Origin of the sequence: Leptospira jelokensis (genome assembly GCF_004769635.1) — a bacterium.
GTDB lineage: Bacteria > Spirochaetota > Leptospiria > Leptospirales > Leptospiraceae > Leptospira_A > Leptospira_A jelokensis.
In genome coordinates, this window is the sequence record NZ_RQGH01000013.1 from 15555 (window position 1) to 27906 (window position 12352).

The following is a 12352-nucleotide window of genomic DNA, read 5'->3' on the forward strand; positions in this document are numbered from 1 at the left end:
TTCCAATTTGTTTAGGCTTTCGATTGTTTTTTGATTTCTTCTTTTAATTCGATGATACTCATATACAAGTTTGCAAAAGTGGTGAGTTGGTTCATTGCATCTTGTAAACCTGCTTTGAACAAAAGGCCGTTGTCCATATGTTCGCGAAAGATGGTAAGTGGATTTTCACTTTCCATTCCATTCACAGTGTTTAGGTAGGATTCCAGAAGTTCTTTTTTCTCTTCAAGTGACTCTGGAACCTTCCAACCATTGGACAATCGGCTCATAAAAAAATTATCGTCCTTCGACTTCCAGAAGTTTGGTGGTCTTTACGATCAGACGTGTAACAATATAAAACACCAAGCCAAATCCAAAAAACCAAGTGTGAAACGGTTTCCAAATCCCTGTGATGTCTACCACTCGAAGGTTTGGTTCTTGGAAATAAATTTGGATGAGATCAAATACAGTAAACACTACAATGATTCCAAATAAACTTGGGTATTCACGTTTCCAGATATTTCGGAAAGAAAAATTCAAATTTGGTTTTTGATACCCCGATAAACGTGGGATAAATGCTGGGGTTTTGTCCGCCCACTTCAAATATGCATCTTTGAACTTTCCACGAAGGAAATACTCTTCTGCGAATATAATCCTTTCATAATACAGATAAAAGAACATGATATACACCAATGCGAATGCGAAATCGCGAAGGATAAAAACAGGTCCTAAATACATCAAAAAATTTCCTACATAAAGTGGGTGGCGAACAAGAGAATAAATCCCTGATTGGTTGACCACATCGGCTACTTGTTGTTTGGTATTTCGCCCAGATGTATTTTTAGGAGTGTAACCGATGGTGAAACATCGCACAAATAATCCCGCTAAACTAACTACAAATGCACCAGTAAGCCAATATAAATTGGACATATAGTTCCCTTGGAAATAAGGAACATAGGGTAAATATAGTAAGGAAAGGAACAAAATGACTCCAGGAATGTAGGAGCGCCATCGGAAAAGAAAATTGCCTTGTTGGTTGAGTTCTTCTATCAGTGCCATGTTAAATCGTACTTGCTTCCTTTGATTAAGCTGTCAGCATTCGTCCTATGTCAATCAAATCCTTTATTCCTGCAAAGTTCAATCTCCCTGCTCTTTGGTTTACCGATCTGACACTGCCTCTGCTCAATAAATTGGTACATAATATCGATTCGATTGAAATCTCGAAAAATGACGAAAAAACATTAAAATCATTTCAAAAAGAACGCCTTCTTTATATTTCCAACCATCCCACAACCAAAGAACCAGGAATTGCCTACCATGCCGCAAACTTGATGGGCTCCCGTTTCCATTATATGGCCGCAAGAGAAGTTTTTGAATGGGGTTATGGATTTGTTGGTGATTTTATCCAATCTATTGGTGCATACTCGGTGTTAGCTGGTGCACCTGATCGGGAATCACTCAAAGCTTCAAGGAATATATTAGCAAATCCTGAAGGGAAACTGGCCCTATTCCCAGAGGGAGAACCTACGAGTGGGATGAATGATACCTTACTCCCCTTCCAACCAGGTGTGGCACAACTGGGGATTTGGGGATTAGAAGATGCGCTAAAAAAAGATCCAAATGCTACCATTTGGGTTTTGCCAACCTTCATCAAATACAGAATGACAAACTCAATCCAGTCGATGCAAAAAGACATCGACTTGAGCTTAACCAAAATGGAAGAGAGACTCGGGATCTCTAAGTCAGGCAAAGACATTGTCCACCGATTTTTATCTGTTGGGAAACGGATGATGGAACGAGAAGAAAAAGAATACGGTGTGCCTGTGGACGAAAGTAGAGCGGACGACTTTGATTATCGATTGGGTCGTATGCGCCATGCCATGTTGGATAATATCGCAAGGAAGGCTAAAATTCCCAAATGGGATGGAGAAACAAATGCCATCGAAAAACTCAGAAAGATTCTAAGTGTTCTCGAAATGGTTTCTGTGGGCATCCCAGATCCGAATGGTGAGTTACCAAGTCTTGAGATGGCAAGATGGGCAAGGAATGCGGCGACAAAGGCCTATGATTTTATTTCCATCCAAACTTCATACATCAAAGAACTTCCAAGCCCAGAAAGACTTTATGAATTTTTATACCGTTATGAAAACGAAATCTTTGGGGAAACCAAACAAAGACCTCACAAAGCAATTGTTAGACTAGGAAAACCATTTACGATCAATGACTATTTTGGTTCATACAAAGAAGACAAAAAGAAAACTATCGACAGCATCACAGAACGTCTAAGAGATGAGTTACAAGCCATGCTCGTCGAAGAAAAAGCGAAATCCAACGCACTGTTTCCTAGCCAATATATTTTTTAAATGGAACCATTGTCGTCATCTCAAATTGAGGACTGGCTAAAAACACCAGGCCCTTTGGAATTCAGAGCCTATGGCGCTTCCAAAAATTTAGATGAATCTTTAGTACTGACACTTGATTCACTCACCAGCCGATACAAAATTGAAAATTTATCGGCCATTTTATTCACCATTGTCAAAGATTTGATCTTAAATGGATTTAAAGCCAATTTCAAACGACTGTTTTTTCAGGAAAACCAATTGGACATCCAATCCCCCGCCGACTATGAATTAGGTGTTAGAATGTACAAAAGCCTCATCCTCTCAGGAAGGGGGAATGCATTTGAACCACTTGCTCGTGAAAAAAATTTATATGTCCATGTCAAAATCGAACATAACGAATCCCAAATGAAATTTGATATCCGCAACAACTCAATGTTAGTGCGCGGGGAAATGCAAAAAATCAGAAACTCACTTTTACATGCGCAAAACTACAATGACATAATGGAATACTATATCGAGAGGGGTGACAACTCAGAGGGAGAAGGGATTGGAATCGCACTCTGCATCATCCTCCTCAAAGGTGAGGGACTTCCCACCGACCAATTTCGCATTTACCACGAAGACGGCGAAACCATCGCCCAACTGAACATCCCTTTAAAGAAAGGCTAGCAGAGAATCTTAGGTTTTCCAACTTGGATGTATGGGCATTCCAACTCTCACTTCCAATGAATCCATCCCTCAGGTTTTAAAAGCGATTGTATCGAACGAGTCAAACCATGCCCTTTGGCTGAACACCCTCTCACTTCTCGAACACATCGGTTCCAGAAAAATCCTCCTCACCCAATCCAGTGAAGACACTTCGGAAATGATTTTACGCCATGCCACAGAAGAAGCAAGGCATGCTCTTTTTTTCAAAAAGGCCGCAAGGACAATCCAACCAGAGTTTCGCTCAGGTTACCAAAACTCCTCCCTTGTGCGAGGGACTGCCGCAAGAATTTATTTCGCAAAACTAGACAGCCTTGTCCGCAAAAACCTTCGGTCCGCTTTCCCTGACGAAAGAACCTTCACCTACCTTGCCTATTTGTACACCACCACTGTGATCGAAAAAAGAGCCATGGTCGTTTACAATGCGTACGATGCAATTTTAAACGAATCTGGTTCCCCCATCCGCCTAACCAACCTCATCCTCGAAGAGGAAGGCCATTTGTCCGAGATGAGTGCTGAAATGTTCCGCTTGGACCCAAAAGCATCGGAAAGGCTTGCCCATTTGGAAGCCGAAGAGGCCAAAATTTTCACTCGTTTTTGGCGCCAAATCGGTGAATTCTCCCTAAATTAAAAAAGGCTTGCGAAAAAAATCTCAACTTGGTTTCCTTCAACCATCTTCATGCGACATAATACTATTATTGGATCTTTGAGAAAATGGGATTAGAAGTCTTTTTATTGCCTTTTTTGGCGAGTGTAGCCGTGACCATCGGACTCCGTCGTTTGGACAAATCCAATACCAAATTGTCCCAACTGAAACGTTACGCCACAAAACTCACTGAAGAAATGCAAGGGGTCGCCTTGCAAAAGATCCAAATGGTAAAGGATGCAGGGATTGATCTTGATATCCTCGTCAAACAATCCCGAAAAGTCGCAGAAGACATCCAACATTTAAGCGTCGAATCCAGAGACCTCTTTGAAAAAATCAGAGCAAGTAAAGATTACCTCTCTTCTCTTTCGGGAGAGATGGAGCAAATCCAAGATTTGAGTAACCAAGTCCGCCGTGAAAAACAATACATGGAAGAAGGACTTTCTCAAATCAATTCCCACAAACGTGAGTTACGTGAAGTTTCAGAAGATATGGAAGCCCTTCATAATGAATCCATTTCGATGCTCGATACCTTCCAAAACAAATTGAACTTACGAAGTGATGAAATTTTACAATCCGTTGCCCAAAAGATGGTGGAACTCGAGAGCCTACTCGAAACCAAATCAGACTTTCTCGACAATTCCCTTTCCAAAATTGCAGAAACTGCGAGAGAAAAATTATTAACCCATGCCGATGTGATGGTAAATGAAACCGCTGGGCGACTTGACCATGCGCGAAAAGAAATGGATTTATTACTCGAATCCATGAAGTATGCACAAGGTGATTTGGATGTCCGTCTAACAAAGTTTGAAGACACTTCTTCTTTATTATCTGACAAGGTAGATAAGTTTGATGAAAGGTTAGAAGAAAAATACCAAAGAGCCTCTTCCAAATTGGAAGAAAAAGTATCCTTACTTGAGAAAAAAATCCAAGAACGTTTTGAATCCATCGTTGACCAAGTAAGCCACACCAAAGATTCCTTTATGAAGGGATTAAACCAAGAAACGGATGCGATCAAACGTGAAATCGAAGACTTGTCACTCGAAACACTTTCCAAACGAGATGACATCATCAATGAAACAAGAAGACAAGCTGATGGCATCAACCAAACCATCATCCAATTCCAAGAAAAGTACTTAGAGGCGGAAAATAAACTCCTCCGACAAGCAGACATTCGCAAACAAGAACTCATCCGTGAGATCGAAGCTTTTTCGGAAGAATTCCACCGTATTTCAGAGGAACTAAGAGAAGAAGCAACCACGCTGAAAAAGAGCGCCTTACAAGAATTAAAGGAATTTGACCGTGAACTCGAAACGGTTCGATCTGGCCAAGAAATGGTCATCAAAACTTCTCTTTTTGAACTCAAAAAAGAATTAGAAGAGAGAATGCACTCTGATTTCAAAATCCAGAAGCAGGATATGGAATCAGACCTTGATTCGATCCAATCCCAAGTAAAAGAACTAGGTGAAACAATCACAGCTCAAACGAAAGATGTGGATGAATATGTTGAAGAATTAAAGTCTGCACTGCGCGAATCGGCACATGAAATATTAGAAACTGCAGAAGAAAAAGCCAAAGAATCCGAAGAAATCGTTACGGAAAAGATCCGCATTGCCAATGCCAATTTAGAACAATTTGTGAGCAAATGGGAAGATGAACTTGGAAAGATGCGAGAAGACCAAAACTACAGCATCGAAAAACTCCAAGACCGCTTAAAAGAAATCCACGTGGAGGGAGCAGACCTTCTTTTGGAATTCCAAAACCAATTCCAAAAAGCAAAATCCAATTTGGAGACTGTTGCGGAATCCAAAACAAAAGAAAGTATCTCTCGTTTGGAAGACGAAGCAAAACTGGCTCGTAGTGAAGTGGAAAGAATCCTCAAACACTTAGAAGAATCGGGTGAATCTTTCTTCAACCTACAAGAAGAAAAAATGGATCGTTTGAATGAAACCATCGATTCCAAAATCTCTCACCAATTGACAAAACTCCTCGACAAAGGGAATGTCCAACTTGGCCAACTTGAAGAAAAAATCTCAAACCACCTAAACACAGTTCGTCGCAACTTAGAAGAAAGTATCAAACGTTCCAAAGACGAATCGAAAAAACAAATTGAAACTTACCAAAGGGATTACGAAAAATCGTTTAAGGAAATCGCAAAAGAAAGCCAAGATTTTTTGAAAGACAGTTTGAACCGATTCCATGATCTCAAATTTGAAATCCAAAATGGATTGGAATCACTCACGGAAACCAAAGAAGAAACTTTGTCTGGTTTCCAAAACGAACTCGAGAACCTAAAAGAAGAAATCCTCACACTTTCCAGTGAACTGGAAACGGTGAAAGAACATTCTGACCTTTTCGCTTCCGCCAAACAAATTGCAGACGAATCGAACAAAGCAGTGGAAGAAATATCAGAAGCACTGCGATCTCTCGAAAAAGGCAAACCAGATTTGGAATTGGTCCAATCGGCCATCTCTGAATTCAGCGAAATGAGATCGCAAATAACAACGGAATTGGAAGCCTTAAAAGAAGCACAATTCCAATCAGAAGACATCGACAAACAAATCCAAATCCTTGCCTCCAACTTGGTACATGTATCAGAAACCATGGAAGGGTTTGAACAAAGCCTAACCGAAGTCAGCTCCATTGAGTCACGGGTGGCAAACCTAACCAAAGAACAGGCAAAAATTGAATCCTTTTTGTCTTCCCTCCAAGAATCACAAGATTCTGTTTTCCACTTAGTAGAAAACTTGGAAGGCCAAAAACACAATGCACGGGAACTCCAAGCCCGCCTCGACATCCTCGACCGCGAGATCGATGTGGTGGAAGCAAGGGAGAAAGAACTCACAGAAACCATCCGCCAGGCCGAAAACCGCACTTCCTTCCTTGTGGAACGTGAGGCTCAGATTGATTCCGTCGAACGTAAATTTGACAAAATTGAGGAACTGCTTGGGGACCTTTCCGACCGCCACCGACAAATCCTGACCCTGCAAAAACGATTGGAAGACCTAAAAGATTCCACTCGTGACACAAAGGACGATTTGGAATCCCTCCTCGGAGAAGCGGACGAAACCTTCGAAAAACTCTCCCAATTTCTGGACATTGTGCAAGGGGCGATGCAGAACCCAAGTACCCCAGCCAAAACTGACCGCAAAAATTCGGGAAATCCCTTAGTCGAGCGAAAAAGAGCGACCATCCAGAGCCTCCATGACAACTACCAGTGGTCTTCTGAGGCAATTAGTGAAAAATTAAATATTGAAAAATCCCTTGTGGATACCATCCTCGGAGTTAGAAAGAAATAACCGAGGTATCCATGTCCGAAGAACAAACAGAAACAACGTCAAAAGAATCCCTTATTGTCACTTCCAAGGTGAAAGCATACATCAAAAGTAAGGGTTTTATGACTTCCGGGGATGCCATTGATGGTATCAACGAAGAAATTTACCGTTTGATCGACAAAGCACTCGAAAGAACTTCTGCCAACAAAAGAACAACGGTTCGGTCGACTGATTTCTAATCCGTGATTTATATCAAAAACAAATCAGAAATTGAAAAGATGAGGAAGGCGGGAAAATTTGCCGCCGAACTCCTCGTGTATTTGGAACCCTTCGTGAAAGCGGGCGTTTCCACTTTGGAACTGAATGACATCGCAGAAGCCTATACCAAAAAAAATGGCCACCGTTCTGCCCCACTCGGTTACAAAGGTTTCCCAAAATCCATTTGTACCTCCATCAACCATGTGGTCTGCCACGGGATTCCCAAAAAGGAAGACGTACTCGCGGATGGAGATATCGTCAATTTAGATGTCTCCCCGATAGTCGATGGTTACATTGGAGACACTTCCAAAACCTTTATCGTGGGTGGTAAAACCACTCCCGAAGCGGAAAAACTTGTCGCAGATACGGAAAAAGCCATGTGGGTGGGGATTGAACAAATCAAACCAGGGAACCGGATTGACGACATCGGGAATGCCATTGATGACTTTTTAACCCCACTTGGGTATGGGATTGTGCGTGACCTGATGGGGCACGGCGTGGGCCGAAATTTCCACGAAGAACCACAAGTACCACATTTTCGCTCACCCCGAAAATTAGCCAAAATGGAAACAGGAATGATCTTCACTGTGGAACCAATGGTCAATTTGGGAACTTGGGAAGTGAATTTTGATCGTTCAGACAAGTGGACTGTCCGAACCAAAGATGGGAAACTATCGGCACAGTTTGAACACACCATCCTTGTCACAGACAAAGGGTATGAAATTCTAACAAAAGTTTGAAGAAAAGGTTCTTGCCTTCGCTATGAAACTTTCGTCTAATTTGAAGAGAGGTTGATCGTATGAAGCTTACTGTTGCGATTTTAAGCGTATTATTTTTTACAACGTCGGTATTTGCCATTTGCCCGGGAAAAGAAAAACGTTCCTGTCCAGGCCATGACAAATTGACCGAGTGCCCTCACGACGGTAAATAATCCAATGGGCAAAGCCATCCTCTTCGTCGATGACGAACAAATCATTCTGATGAGTTTGAAATCTCAGTTAAAAAAACATTTTGGGAACGAGTATCGTTATGAAACGGCCCAAAATACGGAAGAGGCATGGTCGATCATTGAAGAATTGGCCGAAGAAGGAATCAATATCCTCATCATCATTTCGGATTGGCTGATGCCAAACCAACGTGGTGATGAGTTCTTACGAGAAGTTCACAAAACCTACCCAAACATTAAAAAAATAATTATTTCCGGACACATCGATGAACATTCCCTCAACCAATTGAAAGGGGAAGTGGACCTACATAGTTTTTTAAACAAACCGTGGTCGGAATCGGATTTAATCAAAAAAGTAGAAGACGCGATAACGAAGATTGCCTAGGTTCTCCTAGGAAACCTCCGTATGTCCCAAACTATTTTAAAAAATACCATCGAAGATTTAGAACTTTTACGTTCGAAAGTCCCACTAGTTCATAATATTACCAATTACGTTGTGATGAATAACACAGCCAATGCCCTTCTTGCTGTCGGTGCCTCTCCCATTATGGCACATGCCATCGAAGAAGTGGAAGAAATGGTTACAATCTGTTCGGCAACCGTCATCAATATTGGAACCCTCTCGGAACCTTGGATCCAAAGTATGGAAAAAGCAGCTAAAAAAGCTGTTTCATTAGGAAAACCCTTGGTTCTTGACCCTGTGGGAGCAGGAGCAAGTAACATTCGTAATGCGGCAATCCGAAGGATCTTAGATGCAGGGAACCCGACCATTGTCCGTGGAAACGCTTCTGAAATTCTTTCAACACTTTCTTCTTCCGGAAAAACCAAAGGTGTGGATGCAACCGACTCCTCTGAGTCTGCAGTTGAGACTGGAAAGTCTTTATCCAAGGTCACAGGTGGAGTGGTTGTCATCAGTGGTGCTACTGATTACATCTTAAAGGGAACCGACATGGCGCAAATCTCCAATGGAGATGCTCTGATGACAAAGGTCACAGGCCTTGGTTGTACTGCCTCTGCGCTTTGTGGTGCCTTTGCTGCGGTCCAAACAGACCAGTTGAGAGCGGCAACTTCTGCGATGGCGGTGATGGGAATTGCAGGTGAGATGGCAAAATCCAAAACGTCTAGCCCTGGCAGTTTCCAGGTGGCATTCCTTGATGCCCTTTACGAACTGAATGCAGATACCATCAAACAAAGGTTAAATGCAAAATAGATTCCGTGGGGTGTATCTGGTGACAGATAGACCCCTTTGCCTCCACCACTCCTTAGAAGAAGTGGTACGATTGTCCGCTTCCGGTGGCGTATCCCTTGTGCAACTTCGGGAAAAAGAAACCACTTCCCGAGAATTTTTGGCTCTTGCCATCCATTTAAAAGATATCCTCACACCCTTCCAAGTCCCCCTCCTCATCAATGACCGCGTGGACCTCTGTTTGGCATCGGGTGCAGATGGGGTGCATTTGGGCCAATCCGACTTGCCATGGCCAGAAGCACGAAAACTCCTTGGAAAAAATGCCATCATTGGCCTTTCCATCGAAACAAAAGAAGACTTTGAAACCTTACAGAAAGAACATCCTAACCCCAATTTGGATTACCTGGCCGTTTCTCCTGTTTTTGCGACTCCTACTAAAACCGATACCAAAGAAGCTTTAGGACTAGCAGGTGTTCGCTGGCTCAGAGAAAATTCAAATCTCCCCGTTGTCGCCATTGGTGGCATCAACATAGGCAATGCAAAAGAGGTAATCGATGCGGGGGCCGATATGGTAGCTGTTGTGAGTGCAATCTGTTCGGCAAAAGATCCAAAAGAAACAACAGAATCATTACGAAATTTGTTTTGAATCCCCGCACCAAACGAAATGGTTTGGAGAGAACCGTTTTGCCACGAACACGGTATTCGTTCCTTACCCAAGTATTTTAAAAAGAATACTTCATTTTTTTTACACGTTATGAAATGATCTATTCGTAAGAATCTTTTTTATTCACTTGGTTTCGGTTCCAAATAGAGACTCCGATCCATTCGATGGGTGACTTCTCAAAATATCCTTTAAATTCAGTTTCTGATAAAAACTCTTTGGATTGGAACGTGGGATCTTTCCAAAACTCTTTTGGCAAAAAACTAGGTTCGTTTGTTTCCACCTGGTTTCGTTTGGCGATCCCTTCATTCCAGGGACAAACTTCTTGGCATAGGTCACACCCATAGACCCAACCCTTTCTGTCCCATTCCAAAAATGATTCTGTCACCAGAGGATCAACTCTGTCTTCAATGGTAAGGTAGGAAATGCATTTAGAAGCATCCAATTGGTAAGGCTCCAAGGCATTTGTGGGACAAATGTCCAAACACTTACGGCAACTCCCACAATGGTCTGTGGTGGTCTCTTCGGGAATTGTTTCACCTAACTCTAAATCGGTGAGAATGATGGAGAGAAAAAAATAAGATCCCAATTTGGGATGGATGAGATTGGTATGTTTCCCTTGCCAAACAACACCCGATTCCCTTGTGAGGATTTTTTCAGCGATGGGCAAACTATCAACCGATTGGCGGAAATGGTTTGTTGGAAAAAGATTCCGTAACTCCTTTAAAATTTGGTTTCCTTTGTTCCGTAAAACAATGTGGTAATCAGTTCCGAGGGCATACCGCGAAACCTTTCGTTCCATTTGAGAGACTAGGGCTTCACTTTCGCTCGACCGGTAGACAAAACCCAAACAAATCGCAGACCTTGGAACAAAACCCAAATTCTCAAATCGGTTGCGAATGGCAATGGCATGGTCTTTTGCAAACCAATCCATATTGCCATATTTCTTTTCTGTGATCCATGTTTCTAAAAACTGGAGGTCTTTATCGGGTAAACTTGCCTTCGTAAACCCAACAAAAGAAAATCCTTCTTTTTCGCAGATGGTTTTGATTTGAAATTGGTCAGAAGAGTGAGTGGCCATGGCAGACAAAGAGAATGAAGTTTACCTTACAACAATCCAAAGCCAGTTGCCAAGCCATTTGTCGGTCCAGTTGCCAAAACTAATCCCCCATTTCCAAAAACTAGAAGCACTTGTCCCCCTGCCAAAGGACTTACCAGAGCTCTTAAGAAAAGGGATCTACTTTGCCTTGATCCAAGCTGTTTTGCGACTCCTCAACCGAGAAACAGACCCTCTCTTGCCAGAGATCCTTCCCGAATACAAAGAACTCATAAAAACTATCAGAGAAACCTATGCCTCCCTCAATCCAGAGACCGAATCCAACTGGTTAGACGAATGCATCCAATTTGGGGATAAGTCTGCTTACCATTGGGAATGGAAACATTTTGATTCAAAAGAATTGTTTTAAAAACAAACCAAACCAATCAATTTTTTTAATTCGATTCATCCCATTTCCTTTTCCAAACAATTTCTAAATTCGTTTGGGATCGGCAATTTGGTTTGGGCGCGGTAATCAAAATATACCTGTATGGTTTTGGCTTTGACATACAAAACATTTGTTTTTTGGTTTTTGATTTCGTATGAAAATTCCCAAGAACTCGTACCAATTTTAGAAACCCAAGTGTGGATGTAAATGGAGTCCCCGGGCAAAACAGATGCGATCAAATCCATTTCGACACGGGCCATCACAAAGGGAATGTCTTCTAGTTGCGAAACAGACAAATACCGATTACAAAAATCAAGTCGTGCCAATTCCAAATAGGCCGAATAACTAGCGTTATTTACCCTTCGCATGGGGTCCATATCATTAAATCGAATTTGGATTTCAGTTCGGATCATTTCACTGACAAATTCCCAAACCGATGGATTTTGTCACGCCGAACCGTATCCCTTCCATTGGATGACGACCGAACGAAATTGTTCCCTTTCCTTTGGCGTTCGCCCTTGGATGGGTTCTAAATATTGGCAAAGTATCATTTTGGGGTTCACTCCCCTGGAGATGAGATGTTTTTTAATCCCTTGCACCCGTTCTTTTACAAGCCTTCGGTTTTTCGCCAAGTTTCCCGTGGTATCCGCCGACCCAATCAATGTGACAGAATCTAACGATTGTGATAAATAATGGGAAACGGAATCTTTCCATTTTTGTACTTCGTTTGGTGCCAATTCAGATCTACCGGCATCGAAATAAACTACGGTTTCAGCAGAAAAAGGTGGTAAGGATCCTTTTGCTCCTTTGGACAAATTGTACGATTCTTGTCCCATTGGTTCACTTCCCTTCCCATTTTTTGGCCAAAGCCAA

The 12352-nt window shown here is 42.1% G+C and carries 15 protein-coding genes; 10 read left to right on the forward strand and 5 right to left on the reverse strand.

Translation table 11 applies throughout. The annotated features are described in order from the left end of the window. Nucleotides 1-11 precede the first annotated feature (11 nt). Nucleotides 12-266: a hypothetical protein gene (locus EHQ62_RS06880; protein ID WP_135641467.1), complete on the reverse strand. Its 255-nt coding sequence runs from the start codon at nt 264-266 to the stop codon at nt 12-14. A gap of 7 nt (nt 267-273) precedes the next feature. Further along, nucleotides 274-1035, reverse strand: a complete 762-nt coding sequence (lmtA, locus tag EHQ62_RS06885) for a lipid A Kdo2 1-phosphate O-methyltransferase (RefSeq protein WP_135641468.1) — start codon at nt 1033-1035, stop codon at nt 274-276. 47 nt (nt 1036-1082) lie between these two features. Here lmtA and EHQ62_RS06890 point away from each other — a divergent pair, with 47 nt between their 5' ends. From EHQ62_RS06890 to thiE, 9 genes are all read left to right on the forward strand, one after another. Continuing rightward, on the forward strand, nt 1083-2339 hold the full coding sequence (locus EHQ62_RS06890; RefSeq protein ID WP_135641469.1) for a 1-acyl-sn-glycerol-3-phosphate acyltransferase: 1257 nt from the start codon (nt 1083-1085) through the stop codon (nt 2337-2339). After that, nucleotides 2340-2987 (forward strand): hypothetical protein, encoded by a 648-nt coding sequence (locus EHQ62_RS06895; protein ID WP_135641470.1) that lies wholly within the window; start codon nt 2340-2342, stop codon nt 2985-2987. A 31-nt stretch (nt 2988-3018) separates the two neighbouring features. Then, the gene (locus EHQ62_RS06900; RefSeq protein ID WP_135641471.1) at nt 3019-3654 is read left to right on the forward strand and encodes a rubrerythrin; all 636 of its coding nucleotides are present in this window, start codon (nt 3019-3021) and stop codon (nt 3652-3654) included. An 83-nt stretch (nt 3655-3737) separates the two neighbouring features. After that, nucleotides 3738-6968: a SpiroCoCo family coiled-coil protein gene (locus EHQ62_RS06905; RefSeq protein ID WP_135641472.1), complete on the forward strand. Its 3231-nt coding sequence runs from the start codon at nt 3738-3740 to the stop codon at nt 6966-6968. Between the two features lie 11 nt (nt 6969-6979). After that, nucleotides 6980-7183, forward strand: coding sequence for a hypothetical protein (locus tag EHQ62_RS06910; protein WP_002978419.1), 204 nt, complete (start codon nt 6980-6982; stop codon nt 7181-7183). A 3-nt stretch (nt 7184-7186) separates the two neighbouring features. Beyond that, complete coding sequence (gene map, locus EHQ62_RS06915; RefSeq protein WP_135641473.1) at nt 7187-7942, forward strand: type I methionyl aminopeptidase; 756 nt, start codon at nt 7187-7189, stop codon at nt 7940-7942. Nucleotides 7943-8137: 195 nt separating this feature from the next. Further along, nucleotides 8138-8533, forward strand: coding sequence for a response regulator (locus EHQ62_RS06920; protein ID WP_135641474.1), 396 nt, complete (start codon nt 8138-8140; stop codon nt 8531-8533). Nucleotides 8534-8554: 21 nt separating this feature from the next. After that, nucleotides 8555-9358: a hydroxyethylthiazole kinase gene (gene thiM, locus EHQ62_RS06925; RefSeq protein WP_135641475.1), complete on the forward strand. Its 804-nt coding sequence runs from the start codon at nt 8555-8557 to the stop codon at nt 9356-9358. Next, entirely contained in the window at nt 9348-9980 is a 633-nt protein-coding gene (gene thiE / locus EHQ62_RS06930; protein WP_135641476.1) for a thiamine phosphate synthase, read from the forward strand. Before thiM ends, thiE begins: the two co-directional genes overlap by 11 nt. A 118-nt stretch (nt 9981-10098) precedes the next feature. Here thiE and queG read toward each other — a convergent pair whose 3' ends face one another. Beyond that, nucleotides 10099-11076, reverse strand: a complete 978-nt coding sequence (queG, locus tag EHQ62_RS06935; protein WP_135641516.1) for a tRNA epoxyqueuosine(34) reductase QueG — start codon at nt 11074-11076, stop codon at nt 10099-10101. Here queG and EHQ62_RS06940 point away from each other — a divergent pair. Beyond that, the gene (locus tag EHQ62_RS06940; protein ID WP_135641477.1) at nt 11075-11461 is read left to right on the forward strand and encodes an LIC_11502 family protein; all 387 of its coding nucleotides are present in this window, start codon (nt 11075-11077) and stop codon (nt 11459-11461) included. The genes queG and EHQ62_RS06940 overlap by 2 nt on opposite strands. A gap of 35 nt (nt 11462-11496) precedes the next feature. On the opposite strand, the gene EHQ62_RS06945 is transcribed toward EHQ62_RS06940, so the two are convergent. Next, entirely contained in the window at nt 11497-11892 is a 396-nt protein-coding gene (locus tag EHQ62_RS06945; RefSeq protein ID WP_135641478.1) for an acyl-CoA thioesterase, read from the reverse strand. A 33-nt stretch (nt 11893-11925) separates the two neighbouring features. Beyond that, the gene (locus EHQ62_RS06950) at nt 11926-12315 is read right to left on the reverse strand and encodes an OmpA family protein (RefSeq protein ID WP_167482853.1); all 390 of its coding nucleotides are present in this window, start codon (nt 12313-12315) and stop codon (nt 11926-11928) included. Between the last annotated feature and the right edge of the window lie 37 nt (nt 12316-12352).

Bases quoted from the DNA above. Each gene is read 5' to 3' on its own strand.
- EHQ62_RS06880 (WP_135641467.1), bottom strand. From the start codon at position 266: ATGAGCCGATTGTCCAATGGTTGGAAGGTTCCAGAGTCACTTGAAGAG.
- lmtA (WP_135641468.1), bottom strand. From the start codon at position 1,035: ATGGCACTGATAGAAGAACTCAACCAACAAGGCAATTTTCTTTTCCGA.
- EHQ62_RS06890 (WP_135641469.1), top strand. From the start codon at position 1,083: ATGTCAATCAAATCCTTTATTCCTGCAAAGTTCAATCTCCCTGCTCTT.
- EHQ62_RS06895 (WP_135641470.1), top strand. From the start codon at position 2,340: ATGGAACCATTGTCGTCATCTCAAATTGAGGACTGGCTAAAAACACCA.
- EHQ62_RS06900 (WP_135641471.1), top strand. From the start codon at position 3,019: ATGGGCATTCCAACTCTCACTTCCAATGAATCCATCCCTCAGGTTTTA.
- EHQ62_RS06905 (WP_135641472.1), top strand. From the start codon at position 3,738: ATGGGATTAGAAGTCTTTTTATTGCCTTTTTTGGCGAGTGTAGCCGTG.
- EHQ62_RS06910 (WP_002978419.1), top strand. From the start codon at position 6,980: ATGTCCGAAGAACAAACAGAAACAACGTCAAAAGAATCCCTTATTGTC.
- EHQ62_RS06920 (WP_135641474.1), top strand. From the start codon at position 8,138: ATGGGCAAAGCCATCCTCTTCGTCGATGACGAACAAATCATTCTGATG.
- thiM (WP_135641475.1), top strand. From the start codon at position 8,555: ATGTCCCAAACTATTTTAAAAAATACCATCGAAGATTTAGAACTTTTA.
- thiE (WP_135641476.1), top strand. From the start codon at position 9,348: ATGCAAAATAGATTCCGTGGGGTGTATCTGGTGACAGATAGACCCCTT.
- EHQ62_RS06940 (WP_135641477.1), top strand. From the start codon at position 11,075: ATGGCAGACAAAGAGAATGAAGTTTACCTTACAACAATCCAAAGCCAG.
- queG (WP_135641516.1), bottom strand. From the start codon at position 11,076: ATGGCCACTCACTCTTCTGACCAATTTCAAATCAAAACCATCTGCGAA.
- EHQ62_RS06945 (WP_135641478.1), bottom strand. From the start codon at position 11,892: ATGATCCGAACTGAAATCCAAATTCGATTTAATGATATGGACCCCATG.
- EHQ62_RS06950 (WP_167482853.1), bottom strand. From the start codon at position 12,315: ATGGGACAAGAATCGTACAATTTGTCCAAAGGAGCAAAAGGATCCTTA.